General features: G+C 67.1%; 25 protein-coding genes and 2 tRNA genes. 16 read left to right on the forward strand and 11 right to left on the reverse strand.

Annotation, left to right across the window (positions count from 1 at the left end; all coding sequences use genetic code 11):
- Position 1: 1 nt before the first annotated feature.
- Positions 2–844, reverse strand: coding sequence for a DUF1295 domain-containing protein (locus tag AADH62_RS09125; RefSeq protein WP_341579194.1), 843 nt, complete (start codon positions 842–844; stop codon positions 2–4).
- A 105-nt stretch (positions 845–949) separates the two neighbouring features.
- On the opposite strand from AADH62_RS09125, the gene AADH62_RS09130 reads away from it, so the two are divergent.
- Complete coding sequence (locus AADH62_RS09130) at positions 950–1,657, forward strand: FadR/GntR family transcriptional regulator (RefSeq protein WP_341579195.1); 708 nt, start codon at positions 950–952, stop codon at positions 1,655–1,657.
- Here AADH62_RS09130 and AADH62_RS09135 read toward each other — a convergent pair.
- The 4 genes from AADH62_RS09135 to AADH62_RS09150 form a co-directional block, all read right to left on the reverse strand.
- Positions 1,638–2,414 carry an HAD-IIB family hydrolase gene (locus AADH62_RS09135; RefSeq protein ID WP_341579197.1) on the reverse strand — a complete coding sequence of 259 codons (777 nt, stop codon included), beginning with the start codon at positions 2,412–2,414 and terminating at the stop codon, positions 1,638–1,640. The two genes, AADH62_RS09130 and AADH62_RS09135, sit on opposite strands and share 20 nt — an antisense overlap.
- A 197-nt stretch (positions 2,415–2,611) precedes the next feature.
- A tRNA-Pro gene (locus tag AADH62_RS09140) sits at positions 2,612–2,685 on the reverse strand.
- Positions 2,686–2,709: 24 nt separating this feature from the next.
- A complete protein-coding gene (locus AADH62_RS09145) occupies positions 2,710–3,669 on the reverse strand; it encodes a metallophosphoesterase (RefSeq protein WP_341579198.1) in 960 nt (319 codons plus the stop codon).
- A complete protein-coding gene (locus tag AADH62_RS09150) occupies positions 3,666–6,278 on the reverse strand; it encodes a transglycosylase domain-containing protein (RefSeq protein WP_341579200.1) in 2,613 nt (870 codons plus the stop codon). Before AADH62_RS09150 ends, AADH62_RS09145 begins: the two co-directional genes overlap by 4 nt.
- Before the next feature lie 120 nt (positions 6,279–6,398).
- On the opposite strand from AADH62_RS09150, the gene AADH62_RS09155 reads away from it, so the two are divergent.
- Positions 6,399–6,611, forward strand: coding sequence for a DUF4177 domain-containing protein (locus AADH62_RS09155; RefSeq protein WP_228178003.1), 213 nt, complete (start codon positions 6,399–6,401; stop codon positions 6,609–6,611).
- 4 nt (positions 6,612–6,615) lie between these two features.
- Positions 6,616–7,083 carry a RidA family protein gene (locus tag AADH62_RS09160; protein WP_228178004.1) on the forward strand — a complete coding sequence of 156 codons (468 nt, stop codon included), beginning with the start codon at positions 6,616–6,618 and terminating at the stop codon, positions 7,081–7,083.
- 92 nt (positions 7,084–7,175) lie between these two features.
- Here the strand turns inward: AADH62_RS09160 and acs are convergent, their stop codons facing one another.
- A complete protein-coding gene (gene acs, locus AADH62_RS09165; protein WP_341579202.1) occupies positions 7,176–9,140 on the reverse strand; it encodes an acetate--CoA ligase in 1,965 nt (654 codons plus the stop codon).
- Between the two features lie 455 nt (positions 9,141–9,595).
- Here acs and AADH62_RS09170 point away from each other — a divergent pair, with 455 nt between their 5' ends.
- The 11 genes from AADH62_RS09170 to AADH62_RS09220 all read left to right on the forward strand — a co-directional run bounded on the left by AADH62_RS09170 (position 9,596) and on the right by AADH62_RS09220 (position 19,201).
- Positions 9,596–10,552, forward strand: coding sequence for a TadA family conjugal transfer-associated ATPase (locus AADH62_RS09170; RefSeq protein ID WP_341579405.1), 957 nt, complete (start codon positions 9,596–9,598; stop codon positions 10,550–10,552).
- Positions 10,549–11,499: a type II secretion system F family protein gene (locus AADH62_RS09175; protein WP_292730410.1), complete on the forward strand. Its 951-nt coding sequence runs from the start codon at positions 10,549–10,551 to the stop codon at positions 11,497–11,499. Before AADH62_RS09170 ends, AADH62_RS09175 begins: the two co-directional genes overlap by 4 nt.
- A 46-nt stretch (positions 11,500–11,545) precedes the next feature.
- A complete protein-coding gene (locus AADH62_RS09180) occupies positions 11,546–11,743 on the forward strand; it encodes a DUF4244 domain-containing protein (protein ID WP_228178008.1) in 198 nt (65 codons plus the stop codon).
- Positions 11,740–12,072, forward strand: coding sequence for a TadE family type IV pilus minor pilin (locus AADH62_RS09185; protein ID WP_228178009.1), 333 nt, complete (start codon positions 11,740–11,742; stop codon positions 12,070–12,072). The genes AADH62_RS09180 and AADH62_RS09185 overlap by 4 nt, the downstream gene beginning before the upstream one ends.
- Positions 12,072–12,389, forward strand: a complete 318-nt coding sequence (locus AADH62_RS09190; RefSeq protein ID WP_341579205.1) for an Rv3654c family TadE-like protein — start codon at positions 12,072–12,074, stop codon at positions 12,387–12,389. The genes AADH62_RS09185 and AADH62_RS09190 overlap by 1 nt, the downstream gene beginning before the upstream one ends.
- Before the next feature lie 63 nt (positions 12,390–12,452).
- Positions 12,453–15,185 carry a type I DNA topoisomerase gene (gene topA / locus AADH62_RS09195; protein ID WP_228178011.1) on the forward strand — a complete coding sequence of 911 codons (2,733 nt, stop codon included), beginning with the start codon at positions 12,453–12,455 and terminating at the stop codon, positions 15,183–15,185.
- Entirely contained in the window at positions 15,182–15,811 is a 630-nt protein-coding gene (tmk, locus tag AADH62_RS09200; protein ID WP_228178012.1) for a dTMP kinase, read from the forward strand. Before topA ends, tmk begins: the two co-directional genes overlap by 4 nt.
- A 59-nt stretch (positions 15,812–15,870) precedes the next feature.
- Positions 15,871–17,043, forward strand: a complete 1,173-nt coding sequence (locus AADH62_RS09205) for a DNA polymerase III subunit delta' (protein WP_341579207.1) — start codon at positions 15,871–15,873, stop codon at positions 17,041–17,043.
- On the forward strand, positions 17,040–18,587 hold the full coding sequence (locus tag AADH62_RS09210) for an alpha/beta hydrolase (protein ID WP_341579209.1): 1,548 nt from the start codon (positions 17,040–17,042) through the stop codon (positions 18,585–18,587). The genes AADH62_RS09205 and AADH62_RS09210 overlap by 4 nt, the downstream gene beginning before the upstream one ends.
- A 68-nt stretch (positions 18,588–18,655) precedes the next feature.
- Positions 18,656–18,728: transfer RNA gene (locus AADH62_RS09215), tRNA-Thr, on the forward strand.
- A 77-nt stretch (positions 18,729–18,805) separates the two neighbouring features.
- On the forward strand, positions 18,806–19,201 hold the full coding sequence (locus AADH62_RS09220) for a hypothetical protein (RefSeq protein ID WP_341579211.1): 396 nt from the start codon (positions 18,806–18,808) through the stop codon (positions 19,199–19,201).
- 7 nt (positions 19,202–19,208) lie between these two features.
- On the opposite strand, the gene AADH62_RS09225 is transcribed toward AADH62_RS09220, so the two are convergent.
- Entirely contained in the window at positions 19,209–20,165 is a 957-nt protein-coding gene (locus AADH62_RS09225) for an EamA family transporter (RefSeq protein ID WP_341579213.1), read from the reverse strand.
- A 53-nt stretch (positions 20,166–20,218) separates the two neighbouring features.
- Here AADH62_RS09225 and AADH62_RS09230 point away from each other — a divergent pair, with 53 nt between their 5' ends.
- The gene (locus AADH62_RS09230) at positions 20,219–22,525 is read left to right on the forward strand and encodes an MMPL family transporter (protein WP_341579215.1); all 2,307 of its coding nucleotides are present in this window, start codon (positions 20,219–20,221) and stop codon (positions 22,523–22,525) included.
- Positions 22,526–22,544: 19 nt separating this feature from the next.
- On the forward strand, positions 22,545–23,123 hold the full coding sequence (locus AADH62_RS09235; protein ID WP_341579217.1) for an isochorismatase family protein: 579 nt from the start codon (positions 22,545–22,547) through the stop codon (positions 23,121–23,123).
- Between the two features lie 12 nt (positions 23,124–23,135).
- Here the strand turns inward: AADH62_RS09235 and AADH62_RS09240 are convergent, their stop codons facing one another.
- The 4 genes from AADH62_RS09240 to AADH62_RS09255 all read right to left on the reverse strand — a co-directional run bounded on the left by AADH62_RS09240 (position 23,136) and on the right by AADH62_RS09255 (position 25,825).
- Positions 23,136–23,336 (reverse strand): hypothetical protein, encoded by a 201-nt coding sequence (locus AADH62_RS09240; protein ID WP_341579219.1) that lies wholly within the window; start codon positions 23,334–23,336, stop codon positions 23,136–23,138.
- A gap of 72 nt (positions 23,337–23,408) precedes the next feature.
- Positions 23,409–24,644, reverse strand: coding sequence for a chromate efflux transporter (chrA, locus tag AADH62_RS09245; protein ID WP_341579220.1), 1,236 nt, complete (start codon positions 24,642–24,644; stop codon positions 23,409–23,411).
- A gap of 9 nt (positions 24,645–24,653) precedes the next feature.
- On the reverse strand, positions 24,654–25,418 hold the full coding sequence (locus AADH62_RS09250) for an aquaporin (protein ID WP_341579222.1): 765 nt from the start codon (positions 25,416–25,418) through the stop codon (positions 24,654–24,656).
- Complete coding sequence (locus AADH62_RS09255) at positions 25,415–25,825, reverse strand: arsenate reductase ArsC (RefSeq protein ID WP_341579224.1); 411 nt, start codon at positions 25,823–25,825, stop codon at positions 25,415–25,417. The genes AADH62_RS09250 and AADH62_RS09255 overlap by 4 nt, the downstream gene beginning before the upstream one ends.
- Between the last annotated feature and the right edge of the window lie 6 nt (positions 25,826–25,831).

A 25,831-nucleotide genomic window follows, 5' to 3' on the forward strand; every position in this document is an offset into this window, starting at 1 on the left:
CCTAGGCGTTGGCTTCAGCAGGCCGCTGACGCGGCGGCAGCGGTAGCAGCATCGATGTCGTCCGCTGGTACTGCGTGTATGCCGGGTACTTGGATGCCGAGATCGACTCGGTGAACACCGTGGAGCCGATGAACAGCACGGTCAGGAGCGCCGCGCCGATGATCGTCCAGTTGATGACCCCGCCCCAGAGGCCCGCGCCGGCGGTGACGGCGGCGGTGGCGCCGAGCGCGTAGAACGCCCACCACTGTGCCTGCTCGAAGAAGAAGTTCGGATGCCGGCTGTAGCGCCAGAGCCCCGTCGTCAGGAATCCGGGCTCAAGCGTCCCGCCCGCGGCCTGCTTGGCCTTGTGGAAGTCCCACTGCTGCTGATCGGCGACGAACTCACCCACGAGGAAGAGCGCGAAGAGCACGGCGAACGCGGCATCCCAGCCGGTAAACGGTGCCGGGTTCTGCCAGGCGATCAGCGCAGGCAGCGAGATCAGCACGAGCAGGGCGTTCTGGTAGAGCACGATGAAGAACACATTGAAGAGCTGGAACTGCGCGGGGCTCATCCGGGCCCGCAGGATCGCCCAGCGATAGTCCTCCATCCCCGTGTACCCGCCCTTGCGCGCGAAGTTGAACGTCAAGCGCGCACCCCACGCGGTGACGAGCACCGCCATCACGACAAGCCGCGTGGCCTCTTCGCCTGCCACGAGTGCGGCGACCGCGAACACCCACACGTAGACCGCGGGCACGATCGACCACAGCCGGTCGACCCACGAGGTGTCTTTCGTGATGATCGACGCGACCCAGCAGAAGAGTGAGACAGCGGCGGCGATGCCGATGACGATGAGCAGGGGATCCATGCCCCCCACGCTAGCGTCGGCGCCCCGGTTTTGCGCGGTCATCCCGCGCACGCGTTTGGCGGTGGTCAGACCACTGGGTAGCCTGAGGCAGACGAAGGAGTGCCTGTGACGGATGCCCCGGCCAAGGCCTGGCGGATCGTGCTGGACCGGATCGAGAACGATCTGATGAGCGGAGAACTCGGTCCCGGTGATCGCCTGCCCCCAGAACGCGAGTTGGCGACGACCCTGGGCGTCGGCAGGTCGAGCGTTCGCGAGGCATTGCGAGTGCTGGAGGTCATGGGGCTGATCCGCACGGGCACGGGCTCCGGCCCCACCGCCGGTGCCATCATCATCGGCACGCCGTCGGGTGGTATGTCGGCGCTGTTGCGGCTGCAGCTGGCAGCGCAGAGCTTCGCGGTCGAGGATGTCGTGCAGACCCGTATTGCTCTTGAGTCAGCTGTCGTCGCCGACCTCGCTACCGCGGTGTCACCCGATCTCGTCGATGTTCAGCGGGTACTGGGGGCGATGGATGACACGTCGCTGAGCCCGGAGGAGTTCGTCGCTCTTGATGCGCAGCTACACCTCGCGCTGGCCGAAGCCGCTGGCAACGGCGTCACGGTGGCGATGATGGGGGGCCTACGCGACGCCATCGAGGGGTACGTGGCGCGCGGCATCCGTCGAATCGCCGACTGGGATGACGCGGCCGTACGCCTCCGCCACGAGCACCACCGGATCGTCGAGCTCATCGGTGACGGTCAGGCTGACGCTGCGCGTGCGGCTGTGACCGACCACATCCGTGGCTATTACGCGACGGTCACCGCTCCGACGGAGTAGGCAACGTCGGGATGAGCGCCTCGAGGAACGCGGCGGTGTCTTCCCAGCCCTCAACGGCCTGACAGGTGACTCCGATCGCGAGGACCGGGTAGTCGTTGCCGTCCGGGTCGAGACGGTCTCCGACGAAGAGCATGTCATCGAGGGGGATGCCGGTCTGTTCGGCGAGCTGACGCATCCCGTACGCCTTGTCGATCCCGCGTGCGGTGATGTCGACCGAGGTCGATCCCCCGGAGCGCACCTCGAGGTCGGGCACGCGGGCGGCAACGGCCTCGCGGAGCGTGTTCTTCTTCTCACCCGTGGGATCCCAGGCCATCTTGACGTCGACGGGAGCCTGCTGCCCGAGGGCTGAGAACGTGATCTGTGAGCCGCGGTCTTCGAGGATGTCTCCCCAGGTCTCCGACTCCCAGAGGCCCAGGCGCTTGGCCTCTTCTTCGACGGCAGCGAGTGCCCGCTGCTTCTCATCGTCGGCGAGCGAGTGGGCGTAGATCGTGTCGATACCGTCAGTGCTCAGCCGGTAGTACTGCGTGCCGCAGGTGGGGAGCAGGTGCAGCCGAGCGAGCGTGTCAGCTGAGGCCTCGGGAAGACGGTCGACGACCTGCATCGTGAACTGGGCGAGCTGCCCGCCCGAGATGATCGCGACCTCGACACGCTCGGCAAGAGCAACGAGCAGATCTCCCATCCGCGGATCGATCGCGCTCTTCGAGGGAGCCAGCGTGTCATCCAGGTCGAACGCAACCAGGCGGGGAGGGGTGGCCATCAGGATCCTTCCGGGAGAGGCGACGACACCGTCAGGTCTTGATTGTTGTGATCTTGCTCGATGGTCGGGGTGCGCCCCAGGGCCACTCCACGCGCTGCTTCGCGTCGCGCGGAGCCTCGGGCGCTGGGGGCCCGTTAGTCACCGCGATCATTGTCTTGCGGGAGCCGACTTCTGGTCGGCTCCCGCAAGACAATGCGTCGGGGTGACAGGATTTGAACCTGCGGCCTCGTCGTCCCGAACGACGCGCGCTACCAAGCTGCGCCACACCCCGTGGCAACCGTTCGAGTCTACCCGATCAGCGCGCGCCGCCCGAACCGCCGTCGGCATCCACCGCGGTGAGAGTGATCAACGAGACCTCCGGACGGCAGGCGAAGCGCACCGGCGCGTAGATCGAATGACCGACGCCGGCGCTCACGTGCAGCGGCACCGAGCGTCCCTCCTTGCGCCACGTGCTGAGGCCCCGCGCTTGGTCGAGCGGGATATCGCAGTTGGCCACCAGGGCACCGAATCCGGGCATCCGTACCTGTCCGCCGTGCGTGTGCCCGGCGAAGATCATGTCGGCGCCGAGCCCCGTGAAGGAATCGAGCACGCGGCGGTATGGGGCGTGGCTGACGCCGATCGTGAGGGCGGGGGACTGCGCCTCCAGGTCGGCCACAAGCGGCGGGAGCACGTCGAGCCGGTCCCAGTGGCGGTGGGCGTCGCTGACGCCGAAGGCCGCGATGAGCGTGTCATCGACCGCGAAGGATGCTGCGGCGTTGTTGAGCTCGTGCCACCCCAGTTCGTTCTGCAGGTACGCGTCAAGCGCCCCGACGTCGAGGCGATCGGGCTTCGGGACGGCCGTGGACGGTCCGGAGAAGTAGCGCAGCGGGTTGCGGGGGAGCGGGGCGTCATGGTCGTTCGATCCGTGCACGTAGACGCCCGGGATGCCGCGCAGCGGGTCGAGCGCGGCGCGAACGCCGGTCAGCCCTTCCGCGTGGCCGAGGTTGTCGCCGGTGTTCACGACGAGGTCAGGGTGGAGCTCGTCGGCAAGCCCCGCGAGCCAGCGCTGCTTGCGGCGCTGCCACGGTGCCATGTGGATGTCGGAGAGGTGCAGGATTCGAAGCGGAGCGGAGCCTGCGGGCAAGATGCGCACCTCGTGACGGCGCACCGTGTACAGGTAGCGTTCGACTGCGGTTCCCCAGACTGCAGTGCCGACGCCGACCGCCCCCACGACCCCGAGGGTCGTGAGGGCGGTGCGTCCGAGAGGTGAACTCACGGGGTCGGTCCGGGCGTGGGCCCGGGTGCGGTGCAGTTCACGTTGATGTTCACGGTAGATCCGCGCCCGACCATCGTTCCTGCACCGGGGCTCGTGCCTGTCACGGTTGCCGTCGCTGCGGGGCTGCTGCAGCTGCCGCCGGTAACGTTCAGACCCGCGGCCTGGAGGGTGCTGCGGGCCTGATCCACCGAGCCGCTGACCGCAGGAACCGTCACACCCTGCCCGTTGCTGGGGTAGAGCGTGACGGTCGCGCCGCCCGCGACCTTGCCTGCGCCGGGGTCTTGCTGCGCGACGATCCCCGCGCCCTGGGTCGAGTTCACTGCCTCGCCGACGATTACCTGGAATCCAGCTTCCTCGAGCGTCTTCGTTGCCTCCTCGACGCTCTTGCCCACAACATCCGGCAGATCGTACATGACGGTCTTGGTGAGGTTGGTATCAGGTGCGGGGAATCCGTCTCCGCCGTAGAGGGCGTCAGCGGCTCGCAGGATGGGCTTTGCTACAGAGTGCCTCGTGTAAAGGTGGTTCCACGGCCAGCGGCTGACGTCGGCGTCGCCGTCCGAGTTGCCGACCCATACCGCGGTCGTCACGTTCGTGCTCGATGCGACAAGCCATGTCTGCTTGGCTTCGTGGGTACCGGTCTTTCCGAGGATCGGCGTGCCGTCGTACGGGTTGGACGCCCGACCTGAGCCGCTAGTCATGACGCCCTGGAGTGCGAAGGCGGCGGTTGCCGCGATGTTGGGCTCGAGAACCTGCGTGCAGGATGCTGCCGGCAGCGCGACCTCGTTGCCGTTGGCATCGGTGATCCGATCGATAACCTTCGGCGTGCAGTAAACGCCGTTGTTGGCGATCGTCGCATAAGCAGCGGCGACGTCGATCGGCGCAATGTTGTTCGATCCGAGCACGTCGAACGGCACGCGCACCTGCACCGGGTCGCCGTCTCCTCGGACCACACCCATCTTCGCTGCGGTCTTCTCGATGCCGCACATGTCGAGCTGCGAGGCCATCGCCAGGAATCCCGTGTTGAGAGAGTCTGCGGTGAACCGCATTGGCGTTCCGACGTAGCCGGCGCTCTTGGCGAAGTTGTTGATGAGCGTGGTGTTGTTTCTAATGTCGCCGAAGCAACTGTTACGGAAGTTCTTGAAGACCTGGACGTTGCCGTTGATCACCTCATTGACCGAGTGTCCCTCTTGCAGCCACTCCAACAGCGTGAACACCTTGAACGTCGATCCACCCTCGAAGCCCTTCGAGCCGCCGTACTTCAGATTCCCCGCGTAGACCAGGGACGAGTAGTTCGGATCCCCCGTGACGGTCTCGCTGAAGAGCGTATTCTGCGTGATCTCGAGGATCCTGCCGGTCTTGGTCTCGATGCTCGTCGTCGCAGCGCCGAGCCGCCCCGTGTCGCCGTTCGTGTAGCCCTCGATCGAGGTCTGCACGTTCTCGGTCATCGCCTGTTCAGCGGCCTGCTCTAGGCGCCGGTCGATCGTCAGATAGACGTTGAGTCCACCCTGCTTGAGGAGCTTTGTGCGCTCTTCCTTCGTCGCACCGAAGGCCTCGTCGTTCTCCATGATGCCGCGCGCGTACTGGCAGAAGTACGCGGCCTTACCGGGAACGACGCCACAGCCGGTGTCGGCTGGAGTGATCTGTGGCACGATCGGTTCGGCAACCGCGGCGTCGTACTCCTCCTGGGTGATCTTGCCGTCGGCGAGCATCCGGGTCAGCACATAGGTCTGTCGGTCCTTGGTCAGCGAATAGCCGTCAGCGGCGCTGTTGATCGGATTGCCGTCCTTGTCGGTCCAGGACCCATCCGGACGGTCGAGGCGGTAGAGGTTCGGGGTCTGCACCATGCCGGCCAGCGCCGCGGCCTGGCCGAGCGTCAGGTCAGCGGGGCTCACGCCGAAGTAGTAGTGTGCGGCGGCGCCGATGCCGTAGTTCTGACCACCGAAGTTCGCGATGTTGAGGTAGCCGAGCAGGATCTCGTCCTTGGAGTACTTCTGCTCCAGAGCGATCGCATACCGCATCTCCTGCAGCTTGCGCTGGTAGCCCTCCACGCCGCTCGCGACAGTCGCGTCAGTGAAGCACGCGTCCTTGGCGGCATCCTTCTCTTCCTGCGTCATGTCGGCGTTGTCGCCGGTGCCGACCTCTGCCTCGCACTTCTGGATGAGGATGTTCTTGACGTACTGCTGGCTGATGGACGAGCCACCGCCCTGCTCGCCGCCGGAGATGACGGCGCGCGCGGTGCCGACGAGATCGACGCCGCCATGCGAGTAGAAGTTCTTGTCTTCGCTCGAGAGGATCGCGTCGTACATGACGGGCGCGATCTCATCGAAGGTCACCGGATCGCGGTTCTGGTCATAGAACTGCGTCATGACCTCGTACTCGCCCGTGTCGTAGTTCATCCAGTAGAACGTCGTCGGCAGCATCAGCTCGTCGATCTCGAGCGCGCTGGGAAGATTGTCGAAAAGTGTGATCGCGCTCGATGCTGCGGCACCAGAAATGGCGATCGCCGGCGTCACGGTTGCGGCGACGAGGACTCCTGCGACGGCACTGAGGCCGACCACTCCGAGGAGGCCGCCGAGCACACCGCCAGCCGTTCTTTTCGTTTCAGGCATAGGCTTGATGCTAAGGGAGCTTCCTGTGCGAAGGCTCGACAGCCTCGCGCGCGCCCGCGAGATCGCGGCATGAGGGAAGCATCCGTTCCCTCGCCGTCACCGACCACCCCGGGAGCTCCGATGATCACGTGGGAGTACATGACCACGCCGCTGCTGATCCATAACACCGCTGCGATCCTCAACAACTGGGGTAAGCAGGGGTGGGAGCTGGTGCAGGTCGTGCCTGGTCCCGAGGGTGGCCTCGTCGGATACTTCAAGCGTCCCACCGGCGGCGGAGCAGCCAACGCCGGCCTCGATGCGGCAGCCGTTGCCGCCCAGCAGTTCGGAGAGTGACCCGATGAGCGTTTCCGCCCGCCTTGCAGAGCTCGGCATCGATCTTCCCCAGATCGCCCCGCCCGTCGCGGCCTACATCCCCGCGAAGGTGCACGGCGACCTCGTCTACACCGCCGGTCAGCTCCCCTTCGTTTCGGGTGCGTTGCCGGCCACCGGCAAGGTCGGCGACGGCCACGGGCTCGTTCCCGCGTCGGATGCCGCGTCCTATGCGCGACAGTCAGCGCTCAACGCGATCGCTGCCGCCGCGGCTGCTGCAGGCGGCGTGGACAAGCTCACCGGCGTGCTGAAGGTGACCGGCTTCGTGGCATCCGTTCCGGAGTTCACCGGGCAGCCCGGCGTCATCAACGGTGCAAGCGAACTGCTCGGTGAGGTCTTCGGCGACGCTGGGCGTCACGCACGCTCTGCCGTCGGTGTGCCCGTGCTGCCGCTGGACAGCCCCGTCGAGGTCGAGGTCGTCTTCACCCTCGCCTGAGCCGCACGGGCGAACGAATTATCGCGGGGTAGGACGATTCGGTTCCGAAACGTCCTACCCCGCGGGTTTCGCCTACCCCACGGATGCCGAGCTCAGCGAACCTGCGCCGAGATCACCGACATGACGGCGGTGTCGGCGAGGGTCGTGGTGTCGCCGACCTCGCGGCCCTCTGCCACGTCGCGGAGCAGGCGGCGCATGATCTTGCCCGACCGGGTCTTGGGGAGTTCGCCGACGATGTAGATGTCTCGCGGGCGGGCGATCGGGCCGATCTGTTCGGCGACCCAGCTCCGCAGCTGCGCAGCGAGGCCCTCGGGGGAGTGCGCCTTGAGGAAGCTCTCTTTGAGGATGACGAACGCAACGACCGCCTGACCGGTGGTCTCATCGGATGCCCCGACAACTGCCGCCTCGGCGGTGGCTTCGTGTGCGACCAGAGCCGATTCGATCTCGGCCGTCGACAGGCGGTGACCTGAGACGTTCATGACGTCATCCACGCGGCCGAGCAGCCACACGTCGCCGTCCTCGTCCAGGCGCGCGCCGTCGCCGGCGAAGTAATAGCCCTGATCGCGGAACTTCTCCCAGTAGGTTTCGACGAACCGTTCCGGGTCGCCCCAGATGCCGCGCAGCATGCTGGGCCACGGTTCGGTGAGCACGAGCAGCCCACCGTTCCCGTTGCCGACGTGTTCGCCGGCCTCGTCGACGACATCCACGCCGATTCCCGGCAGCGGCACCTGTGCGCTTCCGGGCTTGGCCTCAGTGACGCCGGGCAGCGCCGAGATCATGATCGCGCCGGTCTCGGTCTGCCACCACGTGTCGACGATCGGAGCGGCATCCCCACCGATGACCTCGCGGTACCACATCCATGCCTCGGGGTTGATGGGCTCACCCACCGAGCCGAGCAGCCGGATGCTCGACAGATCGAACTTCTGCACCGCGGTGCGCCCGATCTTCATGAACGAACGGATGGCCGTCGGGGCGGTGTAGAGGATCGTCACGCCGTACTTCTCGACGAGCTCCCACCAGCGCGCCGGATGCGGGGTCTCGGGCGTTCCTTCATAGAGGACCTGCGTTGCACCGTTGGCCAGCGGACCGTAGGTGACGTAGCTGTGACCGGTGATCCACCCGATGTCGGCAGTGCACCAGTACACATCCGACTCTGGGTGCAGGTCGTGGACGACGCGGTTCGTGAAGGCGGCCTGGGTGAGGTAACCGCCGGAGGTGTGCAGGATGCCCTTCGGCTTCCCGGTGGTACCGGAGGTATAGAGGATGAAGAGGGGGTTCTCTGCCGGGAACGGCATTGCCTCGTGATCGGCGGATGCCGCAGGCACGGCGTCGTGCCACCAGATGTCGCGGCCCTCGGTCCATTCGACGGGGTTCTCGCCGCGACGAACGACCAGCACGTGCTCGACGGTCTCTTGCTCCCCCGATCCGCGGTCACTGAGGGCGGCGTCGACGGCGGGCTTGAGCGCCGACACCTTGCCCTTGCGGTAGCCGCCGTCGGCGGTGATGACGACCTTGGCGCCGGCGTCGTCGATCCGTGCGCGCAGGCTGTCGGCCGAGAAGCCGCCGAACACGACCGAGTGAATCGCGCCGATCCGCGCGACGGCGAGCATCGCGGCAACCGACTCGGGGATCATCGGCATATAGATGGCGACCCGGTCGCCCTCGCCGACCCCGAGGCCCTCGAGGACGTTGGCCAGGCGCTTGACCTCGTCGGTCAGCTCGGCGTAGGTGACGCGGCGCGTGTCGCCGGGCTCTCCCTCCCACAGCAGCGCGACCCGGTCGCCGTTGCCCGCTTCGACATGCCGGTCGAGGCAGTTGTAGGCGACGTTGAGCTTGCCATCCGCGAACCAGGTCGCGAACGGAGGATTCGACCAGTCGAGCACCTCAGTGAACGGCGTGTGCCAGTGCAGCTCGCGCGCCTGCTCTGCCCAGAACCCCTCGCGATCGTCAGCGGCGCGCTGGTACAGCTCGGCGCCACCGATCGCGTTCTCGGCGAACGCGGCGGACGGGGCAAATCGTCGGGTCTCGTTCAGCAGGTGGTCAATCTGACTGCTCATTCGGCTCGCTCCTTCGCGGGCTGGAGGGTGTTCTCGTGATTCGTCGTGTCTCGAGAGCTAGCGAAAGGCTAGTCAGCACCGCACGGGCACACTACCTCCGGAAGTGGGGATGTAGATTCCCACAACGGATTGTGACGGTCCCTTTCGTTGCGTATGCTTGTGCGCGGCCGAACATCTGATTCTGGCATCGCGGCACCGACCACCCCCGATAACGGTGCCGCACGGCGGCATCCCTCTCCCCCGATGGGATGCCGCCCTCTTTTGTGTCGGGGCATTCTTGCCGCGCCGGCAGTGTTCCTCCCCAGCTCGCCTCGTCTACGCGTTTGCTCGCGCTCTCGCGCTGGCGTGCCGGGTGCCAGGAACCGGATGCCTACCGTCGAGGCATGCCTGACCTCTTCGTTCCGCTTCCGCCGTCTGTCACCGGGCGCGCAGGAGGAGGCGCGCCAGGAGCGCGGATGGGCGGGTCTCTTCGCGGAGCCGAGTGGCTGCGGCATCCGTCGCTGAACCTGCTGCGTTCCCACCTGGAGGACCCCGAGACCACTGATGTCTTCGTGAACGGTGCGGCGGTGTTCGTCGACCGAGGTCAGGGGCCGCGTCGCGCGGCAGGTATCGAACTCGCCGAGACCGACGCACGTGATCTGGCGGTCTCTCTGATCGCGGCGGGTGGTCGGCACATCGACGAATCGCACCCCTGCGTCGACGTGAGGCTCGACGGCGGTGTGCGGGTGCACGCAGTCCTTCCTCCGGTCTCGGTCAGTGGCACGCTCGTATCCATCCGGGTCCCGCGCCTGCAATCGGTCACGCTGGCTGAGCTCGGTCGGCGGGGCATGTTCGATGCCGAGGTCGGCGACCGGCTACGCGAGATCGTGAGCGCCCGCGAGAACGTGCTGATCACGGGAGCCGCCGGGGCGGGAAAGACGACACTGCTGTCTGCTCTTCTGTCCGAGGCGGGGCGCCACGAACGCATCCTGACGATCGAGGATGTCGCAGAGCTGCGTCTCGAGCACCCTCACCATGTGCGTCTCGAGGCGCGACAACCCAACCTCGAGGGGGCCGGGGGGATCAGCCTCGCTCGCCTCGTGCGCGAAGCGCTCCGGATGAGGCCTGACCGACTCGTCGTGGGGGAGTGCCGCGGCGAAGAGATCCGCGAACTGCTGTCGGCGCTGAATACCGGTCACGACGGTGGTGCCGGCACCGTGCACGCCAACAGCCTCGCCGATGTGCCCGCGAGGCTCGAGGCCCTCGGAGCCCTCGCAGGCCTCACCGACAACGCGCTCGCCCGGCAGGTCACGAGCGCGATCGGAGTGGTCATTCACGTGACCCGCGACCGCGACGGTATCCGTCGCATCGGCGCTCTCGGCCGCCCAACGCTCGGCCCCGACGGTCGCCTCCATATAGAGGAGGTGTCATGACAGCGCAGGTCGCCGAGACAGTTCTGCGCGTCGCTGTGTTGCTCGAGGCCGGGGTCACCCCGACTCGTGCCTGGGACCATCTGGCGAAGCAGGGCGACCTGCAGGCGTCGCAGGTCGTCAATGCCGTCGACGGCGGTGCCCGAATTGACAGCGCGATCGCTGCCCTGGCCGTCGAGCCCGCACCGGAGCCACGCCGCAGGATCCGCATCGCGAGAGTCGATGCGGTGGGCGAGTCGGTCCACGCACGAGAGCGACGAATGTGGCGAGACGTGGCTGCGGCGTGGTCGATCGCGACGACGGTTGGGGCGCCGCTGGCGCCCGCCCTTCGCTCCTTCGCCGACGTGCTGCGGGATGCCGAGGAGTCAGCTGACGAGATCCGCGTCGCTCTGGCCGAACCGACGTCCACTGCTCGACTGCTCGGCTGGCTTCCGGCTGTCGGAATCGGTCTCGCATTCGCCCTCGGGTTCGATCCCCTCGGAACGTTGCTGCGCGAGCCTGCCGGATGGGCATGTGCCGTGGCCGGCGTCGGGCTACTCATGGCCGGGCGACGCTGGACGTCGCGGCTGGCGCTTGCCGCTCACCGTGACGCCGTGATGCCGGGAATGGATGCCGACCTCACCGCGATAGCGCTCAGCGGCGGCGTATCGGTGTCGCGGGCCCGGACCCTCGTGGATGCCGCGCGCGGCGCGGATGCCGACGATTCCGCGGCGGTGCGTGACACTCTCCTCCTTTCTGAGGCGGCAGGAGTACCGGCGGTCGAACTGCTGCGCTCCGCTGCCGCGCTGGATCGGCACCGGGCTCGGGTCGACGGTCGCCTGCGCGCAGCTCGCCTGTCGACCAAACTGCTCCTGCCGCTCGGCGTGTGCACGCTCCCGGCCTTCCTGTGCCTGGGCGTTGCGCCGATGTTCCTCAGCATCCTGCCGTCCGTGTCTCTTCCCCTCCCCTGACCGTGCCCACTTCCTGTGCCCGCTTCCACAACCGATTGGAGAACCCATGTCCTCACTGCCCCGTTTGACCTCGCGTGCCGCGCGCGAGCTGTTTCTGGACGAGACCGGCGCCGCCACCGCGGAATACGCGATTGCCACGATGGCCGCAGTCGCCTTCGCTGGCCTTCTGGTCGTGATCATGCGCTCGGACGAGGTGCGCGGCATCCTCACCGACCTGGTGCGCCGCGCGCTCAGCGTCGAATGATCCGCGACGGACTCGGCGGTGATCGCGGGTCGGTCGCCGCCGAGTTCGCGATCGCGATGACTGCTGTCGCGGTTGTGGTGCTTCTCGCCGTCGGGATTCTGGGTGCTGCCGGGCGGCAGATTCTGTTGCAGGATGCCGTTGCCGACGCTGCGCGCCTTGCCTCACGCGGCGAAAGCGGCGCGCGCGTGAGTGCCGTCGTGCAGGCAGCCGTCCCCGGCGCGTCGGTCGAGATCAGCGACGAGGGAGACCTCGTGTGCGTGACCGCGGCGCGCACGGTTTCCGGGATTCCCGTCACAGCGCGCGGCTGCGCCCTCGCGGATGGCTGGTAATGGCGGGCACCGTTGCCTCGGCGGGTATTGCGGTGATCGGTGCTGCGGTGATCGTGGCGGCGGCGGGCGTGGGCGCGGCATCCGTCGTCGCCCAACGCGTGGCCGGCGCGGCTGACTCGGCGGCTCTCGCGGCAGCGGATGCCGCATCCGGAGCGGTCCCCGGTGTCCCCTGCGATCGGGCTGCCGAGGTCGCTTCCACGCTGGGAGCACGGATGCGTTCGTGCGAGCTTGTCGAGCTCATCGCGACCGTGTCGGTTTCGGTTCCCTTCGGCGCGTTCGAGGTCACTGCAACCGCACGCGCCGGCCCGCCACCGTAGCGCTCTCAGCCTTCGCTGTGTCGCCGTGTGTGTATGGTGTGCATCGAAGAAAGGAAGCTTTCGTTGGCCACAGGCAAGAAGCTTGTCATCGTCGAGTCCCCGACGAAGATGAAGTCGATCCAGGGATACCTGGGCGACGGGTACGAGGTGCTCAGCTCGGTGGGACACATCCGCGACCTTGCGAGCAAGAAGGACATCCCGGCCGAAAAGAAGCAGGCCTACGGGAAGTATTCGATCGACGTCGACAACGACTTCGACCCCTACTACGTCATCAGTGATCGCAAGACCAAGACCGTCGCTGAACTCAAGCGCGCACTGAAGGATGCCGACGAGGTCCTGCTGGCCACAGATGAGGACCGCGAGGGTGAGGCCATCGCCTGGCACCTGCTCGAGGTGCTCAAGCCCAAGGTTCCCGTCAAGCGCATGGTCTTCCACGAGATCACCAAGGATGCGATCCGTGCCGCCGTCGACAAGACCCGAGACCTCGACCTTGCCCTGGTCGACGCGCAGGAGACCCGGCGCGTGCTCGACCGCCTCTACGGGTGGGATGTCTCGCCGGTGCTGTGGCGCAAGGTCGGCTCGGGCCGCGAAGGAGCTGCCCTTTCTGCCGGCCGCGTGCAGTCCGCCGCAACCCGCATGGTCGTCGACCGCGAGCGGGAGCGGATGGCGTTCGTTCCCGCCGACTACTGGGACGTCGAGGCTCTCGCCGGCAAGAATGGCTCTTCCTTCACGACGCGCCTCGCGCGCCTCGACGGCGCATCGCTCGCGCGCGGAGCGGACTTCGACGACAAGGGCCAGCTGAAGAAGGCGGTCGTCGTCCTCGACGAAGCAGCGGCGCGCGCACTCGCCGCAGCCGTGGAGGCCGCTGCTGAGGCATCCGTCACCGCCCTTGACGCAAAGCCCGGCACCCGTAGCCCCAAGCCGCCGTTCACGACCTCGACCCTGCAGCAGGAGGCAGGCCGCAAGCTCTCGATGAGCGCGAAACACGCCATGAGCGTCGCTCAGCGCCTCTACGAGAAGGGGTACATCACCTATATGCGCACCGACTCGACGGCCCTGTCGGCGCAGGCGGTCACCGCCGCGCGCACGCAGGCCGTCGAGCTCTACGGCGACAAGGCCGTGCCGCTGAACCCGCGGACGTACCGCAACAACTCCAAGAACGCGCAGGAGGCGCACGAGGCGATCCGTCCGTCGGGTGAGTTCTTCCGCCGCCCGAGCGAGGTCACCGGCCAGCTCGACCGCGACGAAGAGCGCATGTACGACCTCATCTGGAAACGCACGATCGCCAGCCAGATGTCGGATGCCAAGTACGAGACCACCACCGTCACGCTGGCCCTCGATGCCGATGGCAAGAAGGCCGAGTTCACGGCATCCGGAACCGTCTACACCTTCAAGGGCTTCCTCGAAGCCTACGAAGAGGGCCGCGACGAAAAGCGTGCCGATGCCGACCGCTCCGACGACCAGTCGCTGCCGGCGCTCGCGGTCGGCGATGTGCTGAGTCTCACGGATGTCGAGCCCAAGGGCCACAGCACGAGCCCCAAGCCCCGCTACACCGAGGCGAGCCTCGTGAAGGCGCTCGAAGAGAAGGGCATCGGACGCCCGTCGACGTTCGCGAGCATCATCGACGTCATCCTCGACCGCGGGTACGTCACCAAGCGGGGTCAGGCCCTTGTGCCCAGCTGGGTCGCGTTCAGCGTCGTGCGTCTGCTCGAAGAGCACTTCTCGGAGCTTGTCGACTACGACTTCACTGCCGCGCTCGAAGACGACCTTGACGCCATTGCGCGGGGTGAGCAGAAGCGCATCGAGTGGCTCAAGGAGTTCTACTACGGTTCGGATGCCCACGTCGGCCTTCGCAACATCGTCGACAACCTCGGCGACATCGACGCGCGTGAGCTCAACGCGCGTCCGATCAGCGACACCGTGACCCTGCGTGTCGGCAAGTACGGGCCCTACCTCGAGGTCATCGACCCTGCGAACCCGGATGCCGACCCGCGCCGCGTCAACGTTCCCGACGACCTCGCGCCCGACGAGCTCACGCCCGAGAAGGCACAGGAACTGATCGACGCCCCGGTCGCCGGCAACCGCGTCCTCGGCGAGAACCCCGCCAACGGCAAGCTCGTCGTCGTCAAGGATGGCCGATTCGGCCCCTACATCGAAGAAACCGAGCCCGAGGCCGCCGCGGTCGTTGACCCGGAGACCGGTGAGGTTCTCGAGACAGCACCGGCTGAGCCGGCGCCCGCGGCGAAGGGCAAGAAGTCCACCGCGAAGAGCGCTGCCCCGAAGAACCGCACGGCGTCACTGTTCCGGTCGATGTCGGTGGACACGATCGACCTCGAGACGGCGCTGCGCCTGCTCGATCTGCCGCGTGTCGTGGGTGAGGATCCCGCCTCGGGCGAGCAGATCACGGCGCAGAACGGTCGATTCGGTCCGTACCTGAAGAAGGGCACCGACTCGCGCTCGCTCGAGAGTGAGGCGCAGATCTTCGACATCACGCTCGAGCAGGCGCTCGAACTCTATGCCCAGCCGAAGTACGGTGCCCGCCGCGCGTCGAGTGCGCTCAAGGAGTTCGAGGCCGACCCGACCAGCGGCAAGCCGATCCGCTTGCGCGACGGCCGGTTCGGACCCTACGTCACCGACGGTGAGACCAACGCGACGATTCCGCGCGGTGAACAGGTCGATGATGTGACGTTCGAGCGTGCCGTGCAGCTGCTCGCTGACAAACGCGCGAAGGGGCCAGCACCCAAGCGCACGACCAAGCGCGCCACGACGACGCGCAAGACGACGGCCAAGAAGTGACCTCACCGGGACTGTTCATCACCCTCGAGGGCGGTGACGGGTCGGGCAAGACCACGCAGGCAAGCCTGCTTCGCGACTGGCTCGAGTCTGAGGGCCGCATCGTGGTGCGCACGCGCGAACCCGGCGGGACCGAGGTCGGTGTGCTCATCCGTGACATCGTCCTGCACCATCGAGGCGAGGTGTCGCCGCGTGCCGAAGCGCTGCTCTACGCAGCCGACCGAGCTCATCACATCGCCACGGTGGTGCGCCCGGCTCTCGCGCGGGGCGAGGTAGTCATCCAGGACCGCTACCTCGACTCGTCCGTCGCCTACCAGGGCGCGGGTCGGGTATTGGGTCGCGACGAGATCCGCGACCTGTCGCTCTGGGCTACCGGAGGGTTGCTTCCTGACCTCACCGTGCTGCTGGATCTCGACCCCGAGGCAGCTCGCGCGCGGCTCGACGCCGCCGACAAGCCCTTTGACCGGCTTGAGGCAGAGCGTGACGAGTTCCATGCCCGCGTGCGTGCCGAGTACCTTGCGCTGGCTGCCGCTGAACCCGAGCGCTTCCTCGTGCTGGATGCCTCGCTCCCGGCAGGCGAGATCGCCGAGGCGGTCCGCGCGAGGGTGACGGCTCTGCTCGCTCGGTGACGTAGGCCGCCCCGGTGACTCACGGCAGATCGTCGGATGCCGCAGCTACGCTGGTCTGCATGCAGCAAGCGCCCCCCGAACAGGTAGTTCCGTGGGGCGCCGTGTGGGGGCAGCCGGAGGCCGTCGCGCAATTCCAGGCCGCGGCATCCGACCCCGACTCACTCGCGCACGCCTGGCTGATCACGGGTCCACCCGGCTCTGGCCGCTCGACCCTCGCTGCGGCGTTCGCGGCAGCACTCATTGCGGACCCGGGCGACGAAGTGACGATGCGTCAGGTGATCGCGCGCACCCACCCCGACGTGACAGTGCTCCGCACCGAGCAGGTCATCATCCGCATCGATGAAGCGCGCCAGCTCGTCGAGCGCGCGTACTTCGCCCCCTCGCTCGGTCGCTACCGGGTGATCATCGTCGAGGATGCCGACCGGATGGCCGAGCGCACCTCCAACGTTCTGCTCAAGGCGCTCGAAGAGCCCCCCGAGCGCACCGTGTGGGTGCTGTGCGCACCCAGCGACGCGGACCTTCTTCCCACCATCCGTTCCCGGGTGCGGGTGGTGCGCCTGCGCGAGCCCGATGTCGCCGATGTGGCGGCGCTCATCGCGCAGCGCACGGGAGCCGATCCGGTCACCGCTGAGCAGTCAGCCCGACACGCGCAACGGCACATCGGGATGGCGCAGCGCCTTGCCATGGATGCCGAGGCTCGCGCCCGTCGAGACCTGACGCTGCGCGCGGCGCTCGGCGTCCGAAGTGTCGGCGATGCCGTCGATGTGGCGGGTCGCATCGTTCAGGCGGCGACGGATGACGCCAAGGCGCTCACCGTCGAGCGCGACGAGGCGGAACGCGAGAGCCTGAAGCGCACCCTCGGGATCGCAGAGGGTGCCGCTATTCCCCCCGCCGTCCGGGCGCAGATCACCGCGCTCGAAGAGGATCAGAAGCGCCGCGCGACCAGGAGCCTGCGTGACGGTATCGATCGTGTCCTCACAGATCTGCAGTCTCTGTACCGCGATGTGCTCATGATCCAGTTCGGCAGGGTCGACGCGGCAGGGGAGAGCATCCTGATCAACCGGGAGATGGATGCCGACCTCCGGGCCCTCGCGGGGGCGTGGTCGCCGCAGCGGACGCTCGTCGTGCTCGACGAGATCGCTCGCACGCGCCGGAACCTTGAACAGAACGTCGCGCCCACCCTCGCTCTCGAGAGCCTGCTCATCACCGTCTCGTCGGGAAGGACACCATGACCACACGCCTCACTCGACGCATCCTGACCGCGAGCGCCCTGGCGGTAGCGGCAACTGTCGCGCTCGCCGGGTGCTACCTCATCCCGATGCCGGATCAGAGCGCTGCCCCGCACCGCTCGCCAACGCCGATCACCGACGGGGTAGCCGCAGACCTGTTGCCCTTCTATCAGCAGACGCTCGACTGGACCGACTGCGGTGGCGACTTCGACTGCACCACCGTCACGGCACCCCTCGACTGGAGCGACCCTGAGGCGGGGACGATCGATCTCTCCGTCATCCGTCACGCCGCAACCGACGGCGAACCGCTCGGGTCCCTTCTGACCAATCCCGGCGGGCCGGGAGCGAGCGGCGTGGATCTCGTGCGCAGTTCGCTGGACTTCGCCGTCGGAGAGGCTCTGCAAGAGAACTACGACGTCATCGGGTTCGATCCTCGGGGCGTCGGCGAATCCACTGCCGTCACCTGCCTGGATGCCGCGGGCATGGATTCGTTCGTCTTCGACATCCCGCCCGGGCAGCGCCGATCCGCGGAATGGGACGCGTTCGTCGTTGAGCGGCAGAAGACGTTCGCTGCCGCGTGTGAGCAGAACAGCGACGGCATCCTGCCCTTCATCACTACCGAGAATGCGGCGCAGGACATGGATCTGCTGCGCGCCGTGCTCGGCGACGAAAAGCTCAACTATCTCGGTTACTCGTACGGGACGTTCCTTGGGGCCACCTACGCGAAGCATTACCCCGATCGTGTCGGCCGTCTCGTGCTCGACGGCGCGATCGATCCCTCGCTGAGCGGGCTGGATGTGTCCACGCAACAGGCTATTGGCTTCGAGAACGCGCTCCGTGCCTACATGGCCTCGTGTGTGGGGCAGAGCGACTGCCCGTTCAGTGGTTCGGTTGATGAAGCCATGGGAGACCTCGCGATCCTGCTGGCAAGCGTCGACCGCGACCCGATCCCCAACAGCGACGGCCGGATGCTGGGTGCCGACTCGCTGGTGACGGCGATCGTCACCGCGCTGTACGCGCAAGAGAGCTGGCCGTACCTGACGCAGGCGCTCACCGATGTGCTGCAGGGCGATGCGAGCGCCGCGTTCTCTCTCGCCGACTTCTATTACAACCGCCAGGACGGACAGTATCTCGACAACTCGACCGAGGCGTTCCTCACCTACAACTGCATGGATTACCCGGCCGACGAGACGGATGCCGAGCACGCTGCCTCTCAGGCGGCTATCGCCCAGCAGGCCCCGACCATCGCCCCCTACTGGGAAGGTGTCGACCTGTGCGAGGTGTGGCCCTATGCGCCGACCGGTGTTCGGGAGCCGATCACGGCGGCTGGAGCTGAGCCGATCGTGGTGATCGGCACGACCGGCGACCCCGCCACACCCTACGACTGGTCGGTCGCGCTGGCCGATCAACTCGAGTCGGGCGTGCTCATCACACGTGTGGGTGAAGGGCACACCGGGTACAACAAGGGCAATGCCTGCGTGGATGACGCCATCGAGGCCTATTTCATCGACGGCATCGTGCCGCCCGACGGCCTCGTCTGCGAGTAGCGACCCGTGGTCACAGGCCGGGTGGGGACACGGTAAGATCGTTGATCGTGCATCGCGCGAGCGATCACGCCACCTTAGCTCAGACGGCAGAGCGATTCACTCGTAATGAATAGGTCAAGGGTTCGATTCCCTTAGGTGGCTCTGAACGAGAAGAGACCGTCCGTAGGGCGGTCTCTTTCGTTCATCGTGGGGGGAGCGAGCCCTCGCTCCCTGCGAGAATGAGCACCGTGCCCCCCGCGCTTGCTATTGCTCTCGAGATCTACACCTGGATCGGGCTTGGCGCGGCTCTTCTTCTCGGGATCATGGCGTTGATCGTCTGGGTCGCCGATGGGTCCTGGGTGCCTGTCCGGGCCGTCGTTACGACAACGCCCGCCGGAGAGGTGGTGCGGTGGTTCGACGAGAGCGGCATCCTGGGCGAAGCCCCGCTCCCGCCCGGCGCGACCGTGCACGATGAAGAGGTCGAGCTGTGGGCGCGCCTCGGCCGGCACGATACCGTCCGGGTCTCCCGGACGTCGCCGTTGGTGCGCTCGCTTGCTCGCCTGACCGCAGGCTTCGCGGCGCTCGCGCTCATCGGCCTTGTCGTCTCGGTCGTGCTGCTGTTCCTCGAGGGCTGAGCCTGCCTCAGGCAAGCGCCAGCAGCACGCCGGCGCTCAGGGCCAGGGCAAGACCCAGCCATTGGACGGCCGCGACGCGCTCGCGAAGCACGACGGCGGCGAGCAGGATTGTCCCGGCCGGGTAGAGCGCAGTAAGTGCCGCCACGATAGAGAGATCCCCGAGGCGTAGGGCGGCCAGAAGCAGAACGTTCGCGATGACATCGAGCACGCCACACACGACGGCGAGTCCCCAACCTGCAGGACCGGATCGCGTCGGGGTCATCACGTTCATGCGCGCGTGCTCGAGATCGGCGTGGCCGGTGGGTGTGGCGCCGAGCTCGGTCCCGCCCGCTCGCAGGGCGGATGCTGCGCCTTGTCCGTGCCGCACGGCCGAGATGATCATCACCGTGACGACGATCGTCGTGATGAGCGAGTTCGTCGCTCGGTTGGCGATCATCGGCACCAGACCGCTGTCGTCGCCGGCCTGATCGAGAGCGATGAGGAAAGCCCCGATAGCGAGCCCTGACCCCACGGCCATCACGAGTCCGCGCCCGGACGGCCTCACTGCCCCTTGACCGGGAATGAACCCAACGAGCACAACGGCGACCAAGGCGACGCCGAGCCCCGCGTATCCCGTGATTGTGAGGTTCTCACCTCCGATCGTGAGACCCCAGATCATCGGTGCGATAGCCCCGGTGACTGCGGTCGCGGGAGAGAGGATGCTCATGGGGCCGATCGCGAGGCACGCGTAGAGCAAGACGATGGCGATCACGCCGAAGACGCCGGAGAGGGCACCCCAGGCGACATCCTCGATGTTCCACCTCGCCCCGAGGAGGGGTACCAGCGCGAACAGAACAACGAGCCCACTCAGGGCGGCGGTCGCCGTCACGACGATCGAGCGCAAGCGTCTAGCCGCCAACCCGCCGAAGAAATCCGCGGCTCCGTACACGAACGCCCCCACGAGAGCGACGGATGCCGATACCATCCGTCCACGATAGGGGTTGCGTCTGCACCCCATTAGCTAGATAAACTAGCGATATGGGTCCAGTGAAAGAGCGTCTGCGTCCGTCGCGGTGGTTGCGAATCGGCATCCCCGCACTTCTCGTCCTGATCTGGGTGGTCGTCGGCTCGGTCGGCGGACCCTACTTCGGAAAGGTCGACGAGGTCGCCAGCAACGACCAGTCGAGCTTCCTCCCGGAGAGCGCGGACGCAACGCGCGTGGCCGAGCGACTGCCGGATTTCTTGGGTGACGAAGCAATCCCCGCCGTCCTCGTTGTCACGGGCGACGGTGAGCTCACCGATGACCAACTCGCCGAGGTTCAGACCCTCGTCGACGACATCGCAAACATCGACGGCGTGCTCGATGGCGTATCGCCACCGGTGGTCTCGGATGACGGCGAAGCGGTGCAGGTCTTCATCCCGATCGACTCGTCGGGTGAAGTGCGCGAGATTGTCGAAGAGATCCGCACTCTCGTCGCCGACGAGCTGCAGGCTCCGCTCGAGGGGTGGGTTACGGGGCCGGCGGGCTTCACCTCCGACCTCGTCAAGGGCTTCCTTGGCATCGACGGACTGTTGCTCATCGTCGCGCTGGTGGCGGTGTTCGTCATCCTCGTGATCGTCTACCGATCGCCCCTCCTGCCGATCCTCGTGCTGATGACCTCGACCTTCGCGCTGACGGTCGCGCTGCTGGTGGTGTGGTGGCTCGCCTACGCCGGTGTGTTCGTTCTCAACGGGCAGGTTCAAGGCATCCTGTTCATCCTCGTCATCGGTGCGGCAACGGACTATGCGCTGCTCTATGTTGCGAGGTTCCGAGAGGCGATTGGCGAGGGTCAGCCCCGATGGAACGCGACGCTGCGCGCCTGGAAGGGATCGTTCGAGCCGATCCTCGCGTCGGGCGGCACTGTGATCGCGGGTCTGCTCATCCTGTTGCTATCCGATCTTGCGACCAACCGGGCGCTCGGCCCCATCGCCTCGATCGGTATCGCGTTCGCGATGCTCTCTGCCCTGACCTTCCTGCCGGCGCTGCTCGCCCTCTTCGGCCGCGTAGCTTTCTGGCCGTTCATCCCGAAGCACGGTCTGGCGGAGCTTCCCGACGACTTCACCAAGCCGGTCAAGGGATTCTGGCCACGCCAGGCGCGACTCATCGCCCGACGGTCGCGCCCGGTCTGGATCATCACGACGATTGCGCTGCTGGTTGCTGCGCTCGGCGTCACCCAGTTCAAAGCGGATGGGGTGGCATCCAGCGACCTCGTCCTGGGTTACTCCGAGGCGCGAGACGGCCAGGATGTGCTCGCCGAGTACTTCCCGGCGGGATCCGGCAGCCCCGTGTACGTCATCGTTCCCGAGAGCGAACTCGCCACTGCCGTCACCGTCCTCGATGACAGTGCCGGTATCGACTCGGTCTCTGTCGCTTCCGAGGACTCACCGAGTGGACAGGCGCCGGTCTCGGTCGAGAACGGCGAGCCGGTCTTCACGGCGGTCGGGCCGCCGGGTACTCCGGCCCCGAATCCCACGGTTTCGGACGGTGACGTGCTCGTGATCGCGACATTGACGGATGCCGCGGACTCGGTCGAGGCGGAGCAGACTGTGCGCGATCTTCGCGTCGCATTCACCGACGAGTTCGGCGACGGTGTCGCGCTGGTCGGCGGTGTCACGGCGACGGATGTCGATTCGAACGACACCTCGATCCGAGATCGCACCGTCATCATCCCGATCGTGCTGGTCGTCATCCTGCTGATCCTGATGCTGCTCCTGCGCGCAGTGCTCGCGCCGGTCCTGCTGATCCTCACGGTTGTCGTGTCGTTCGGTTCGGCTCTGGGCGTCAGCGCGCTCGTCTTCGACTACGTCCTCGGATTCCCGGGCGCAGACCCGGCGGTCCCGCTGTATGGATTCGTGTTCCTCGTCGCTCTCGGCGTCGACTACAACATCTTCTTGATGTCTCGCGTGCGCGAAGAATCGCTCGTGCACGGGACGAGGCGCGGCATCCTGCGCGGTCTCGTCGCAACGGGCGGCGTCATCACCTCTGCCGGTCTCGTGCTGGCCGCGACCTTCGCGGCGCTCGGAGTCATCCCGATCCTGTTCCTCGCCCAGCTGGCGTTCATCGTCGCATTCGGTGTGCTGCTCGACACCTTCGTCGTGCGTTCCCTGCTCGTGCCCGCCCTGGCATACGACATCGGGCGGGCGATCTGGTGGCCCTCCAAGCTGTGGCGGCATGGGCCCGAGACCGACGGTACGGTCCGCGACCCGCGCGAGCCTCAACCCGTGGGGGCAAGCCCGACCGAGGGGGCGTCGCAGCCGCTCAGTCGTCGTGCGGTGCGGGAGTCCCGGCATTCCGACGACGGGTGAACGAGCGTAGCCTCGAGGCATGGGTAAGGCACTGTTCATCGTCGATGTCCAGAACGACTTCACCGAGGGCGGGGCGCTCGGTGTCGAGGGCGGGGATGCCGTTGCCGAACGGATCTCGCGATACCTCGTCACGCACGCCGAGGAGTACGACATCATCGTCGCCTCGCGCGACTGGCATCATGCCGATCATGACAATGGCGGGCACTTTCATCCCGAGCCCGACTTCGTCGACACCTGGCCCGTCCACTGCGTCAGCGGCACGGAGGGCGCCGAGTACGATCCGGCGTTCGACACGGCATCCGTCACCCACCATGTGAAGAAGGGGCAGGGTGAACCGGCTTACTCGCTGTTCGAGGGGACGACGGATGACGGCGCCAAGGTGTCGGATCTGCTGACCGAGCACGGCATCCTCGAGGTGGATGTGGCCGGGATCGCCACTGATTACTGCGTCAGGGCCTCGGCTCTGGATGCCATTGCTCACGGCAGGCGGGTGCGGGTGATCACGAACCTCATCGCGGGGGTTGCTGCCGAGTCGAGTGACGCCGCGCTCGCCGAGGTCGCGTACGCCGGAGCGGAACTGGTCGAGATCCCGATCTGAAGCGGGGCTCGCTCAGGCGCCGCCCGACATCCGCGTCCACGCCGCCTTGCCCTGAGCTCGCAGGGCCGCGTCGTTCGGCCTGATCTCGGGTGACTGACCGGCGCGCAACATGTCGTTGTGTGGCTTGGTGCGCTCATCTGCCGTCAGGAACCGCCACGAGACGCCGATCGCGGCGGCGACGGCGAGGACCAGGACTCCGAGGATGTACGGCATGGCGCCATCGTACGTCCGCTGCAGCGGTTCGGGGTGGGGTGCGTGAGAGCTTCAGGCCTGCTCACGCGGCCTTCACGCGATACGCAGAACCGTCAGCAGGATTCCGCCGGCGCCCCCGACGATCACGACTGCCCAGGGTGGCAGTTTCCAGGCGACCAGCAGAACGAAGCACACGAGTGCGAGGCTGAACGACCCTGCGCCGACGATCCCCGTCGTGAAGAGCGGGTCGTAGAGGGCTGCGGCCAGGATGCCGACCACGGCGGCGTTCGCGCCGCGCATGAGCGACTGCATCCAGGTTCGGGTGCGCAGCGCGTTCCAGAATGGCAGCACACCGACCAGCAGCAGGAAGCCGGGGAGGAAGATCGCGACCAGCGCGATAGCGGCGCCCAGCACGCCGCCCGGCCCGACGGTTGAGAGCGCACCGAGGTAGGCCGAGAAGGTGAACAGCGGCCCGGGCATCGCCTGCACCGCGCCGTAGCCGGCAAGGAACTGCTCGGGGCTTACCCAACCGGTCTCGACCACACCCGCCTGGAGCAGCGGAAGGACGACGTGGCCGCCGCCGAAGACGAGAGCGCCGGCGCGGTAGAACGTGTCGAACAGGGTGAGTGCGCCGCCGCCGGTGAGCGCGGCGAGAATCGGCATCCCGAGCAGGATGACGACGAACGCAACCAGGGTGGTGATTCCCGCTGTGCGCGATACCGGGAAGCGCATGAGACCGGTGTCGCCGAGCGCTGTCGGTACGGATCGGTACAGGAGGAGACCGGCGACCGCGCCGAGAACGATCGCGAGGACCTGTCCGATCGACCCCGCGAGAAGGAGCGCGACGACTGCCGCGACGACGGCGATCGAGGCGCGCCGGGCATCGGGGGCGAGGGTCTTCGCCATTCCCCAGACCGCCTGCGCGACGATCGCCACCGCGACGATCTTTAGCCCGGTCAGCAGCCCGATACCGACGGCACCCTCGAAGAGCGTGGCGCCGAACGCGAAGGCGACCATGAGGATCGCCGAGGGCAACGTGAAAGCGAGGAACGCGGCGAGGGCGCCAAGCGGGCCGGCGCGGTGCAGGCCCATCGCGAAGCCGACCTGGCTCGAGGCGGGGCCGGGCAGGAACTGACACAGGGCGACGAGGTCGGCGTACGCCTTGTCGGTCATCCACCGGCGCCGTGCCACGAGGTCGTCACGGAAGTAGCCGAGGTGGGCGATGGGGCCCCCGAACGAGGTGACACCCAGGCGCAGGAAAGCCCAGAACACTTCGGCGACCGAACCGCGAGACGAAGCGGCGGCGGTATCGGGGGCGCCTGCGGTCACGGCCGGATTCTACGAGGCAGGACGATCGCGAGGGTGAACGGCCGAGGCATCGGCTTCGGCATCCGTGTGCGGGATGACGATCTCTTCGGCGGCATCCGTGACGTGCGGGAAGAGGAGCATCGCAGCGCCGACCGCGAGCGCTGCGCCGACAAGCTGCGCGGCGATGAATGGAAGCACCGACGACGGCCCGATCCCCGCGAAGGTGTCGGTGAACAGGCGCCCGATCGTGACGGCGGGGTTGGCGAACGAGGTCGAGCTGGTGAACCAGTACGCCGCGCCGATATAGGCGCCCACGGCTGGGGCTGCTGCCGCGCCGCGCCCGGTGCGGGCGAGGGCGACGATGAGCAGCACGAGTCCGAAGGTCGCGACGACTTCCGCGATCAGCGTTGCCGGGGTCGCGCGGTCGGTGGTTGACAGGCTCGTCGGAACATCGAACATGACGTTGGCGAGAACGGCTCCGCCGACGGCTCCCGCGATCTGGACGAGCGCGTAGATCCCGAGCATCGGTGCTGAGAGCCCGACGCGGCGGCGGCGCCCGAGGAACCAGTCCACGAGCGACACAGCCGGGTTGAAATGAGCGCCTGAGATCGTGCCGAACATCAAGATCAGAACCGACAGCCCGAGCGCCGTGGCGATGCTGTTGGCGAGCAGCTGGATGCCGACATCCGACGTCAGCCGCGTTGCCATGATGCCTGAGCCGACAACGACCGTGACGAGCAGTCCGGTGCCGAGGAACTCGGCGATCGCGCGGCGGACCAGGGGAGCGAGAGTCACGCTGCGGGCGCGATCTCGGACAGCAGGCTCTCGACGCGGCCCCGGATCTCATCTCGGATGCGGCGCACGGTCTCGACATCCTGACCGGCGGGGTCGTCGAGCTGCCAGTCTTCGTAGCGCTTGCCAGGGTAGATCGGGCAGGCGTCGCCGCATCCCATCGTGATGACGACGTCGGACTCCTGCACGGACTGGACAGTGAGCACTTTTGGCGCGTTGTTCGCGATGTCGATGCCCTCTTCGGCCATAACCTGCACGGCGACGGGGTTGATCTGATCCTTCGGCTGGGATCCGGCGGAGCGGACCTCGACGCGGTCGCCGGCAAGGGCCTGCAGGTATCCGGCGGCGATCTGCGAACGGCCGGCGTTGTGGACGCAGACGAACAGGACGACGGGAGGGGTTGTCGACATGGGGTT

This window comes from Microbacterium schleiferi (genome assembly GCF_038150145.1).
Lineage (GTDB): Bacteria > Actinomycetota > Actinomycetes > Actinomycetales > Microbacteriaceae > Microbacterium > Microbacterium schleiferi_B.

What these genes read in the sequence shown, in the direction of transcription:
- AADH62_RS09125 (WP_341579194.1), bottom strand. Translation starts at nt 844, where the DNA reads ATGGATCCCCTGCTCATCGTCATCGGCATCGCCGCCGCTGTCTCACTC.
- AADH62_RS09135 (WP_341579197.1), bottom strand. Translation starts at nt 2,414, where the DNA reads ATGGCCACCCCTCCCCGCCTGGTTGCGTTCGACCTGGATGACACGCTG.
- AADH62_RS09150 (WP_341579200.1), bottom strand. Translation starts at nt 6,278, where the DNA reads ATGCCTGAAACGAAAAGAACGGCTGGCGGTGTGCTCGGCGGCCTCCTC.
- AADH62_RS09155 (WP_228178003.1), top strand. Translation starts at nt 6,399, where the DNA reads ATGATCACGTGGGAGTACATGACCACGCCGCTGCTGATCCATAACACC.
- AADH62_RS09160 (WP_228178004.1), top strand. Translation starts at nt 6,616, where the DNA reads ATGAGCGTTTCCGCCCGCCTTGCAGAGCTCGGCATCGATCTTCCCCAG.
- acs (WP_341579202.1), bottom strand. Translation starts at nt 9,140, where the DNA reads ATGAGCAGTCAGATTGACCACCTGCTGAACGAGACCCGACGATTTGCC.
- AADH62_RS09170 (WP_341579405.1), top strand. Translation starts at nt 9,596, where the DNA reads ATGGGCGGGTCTCTTCGCGGAGCCGAGTGGCTGCGGCATCCGTCGCTG.
- AADH62_RS09175 (WP_292730410.1), top strand. Translation starts at nt 10,549, where the DNA reads ATGACAGCGCAGGTCGCCGAGACAGTTCTGCGCGTCGCTGTGTTGCTC.
- AADH62_RS09180 (WP_228178008.1), top strand. Translation starts at nt 11,546, where the DNA reads ATGTCCTCACTGCCCCGTTTGACCTCGCGTGCCGCGCGCGAGCTGTTT.
- AADH62_RS09185 (WP_228178009.1), top strand. Translation starts at nt 11,740, where the DNA reads ATGATCCGCGACGGACTCGGCGGTGATCGCGGGTCGGTCGCCGCCGAG.
- AADH62_RS09190 (WP_341579205.1), top strand. Translation starts at nt 12,072, where the DNA reads ATGGCGGGCACCGTTGCCTCGGCGGGTATTGCGGTGATCGGTGCTGCG.
- AADH62_RS09205 (WP_341579207.1), top strand. Translation starts at nt 15,871, where the DNA reads ATGCAGCAAGCGCCCCCCGAACAGGTAGTTCCGTGGGGCGCCGTGTGG.
- AADH62_RS09210 (WP_341579209.1), top strand. Translation starts at nt 17,040, where the DNA reads ATGACCACACGCCTCACTCGACGCATCCTGACCGCGAGCGCCCTGGCG.
- AADH62_RS09220 (WP_341579211.1), top strand. Translation starts at nt 18,806, where the DNA reads ATGAGCACCGTGCCCCCCGCGCTTGCTATTGCTCTCGAGATCTACACC.
- AADH62_RS09225 (WP_341579213.1), bottom strand. Translation starts at nt 20,165, where the DNA reads ATGGTATCGGCATCCGTCGCTCTCGTGGGGGCGTTCGTGTACGGAGCC.
- AADH62_RS09230 (WP_341579215.1), top strand. Translation starts at nt 20,219, where the DNA reads ATGGGTCCAGTGAAAGAGCGTCTGCGTCCGTCGCGGTGGTTGCGAATC.
- AADH62_RS09235 (WP_341579217.1), top strand. Translation starts at nt 22,545, where the DNA reads ATGGGTAAGGCACTGTTCATCGTCGATGTCCAGAACGACTTCACCGAG.
- AADH62_RS09240 (WP_341579219.1), bottom strand. Translation starts at nt 23,336, where the DNA reads ATGCCGTACATCCTCGGAGTCCTGGTCCTCGCCGTCGCCGCCGCGATC.
- AADH62_RS09255 (WP_341579224.1), bottom strand. Translation starts at nt 25,825, where the DNA reads ATGTCGACAACCCCTCCCGTCGTCCTGTTCGTCTGCGTCCACAACGCC.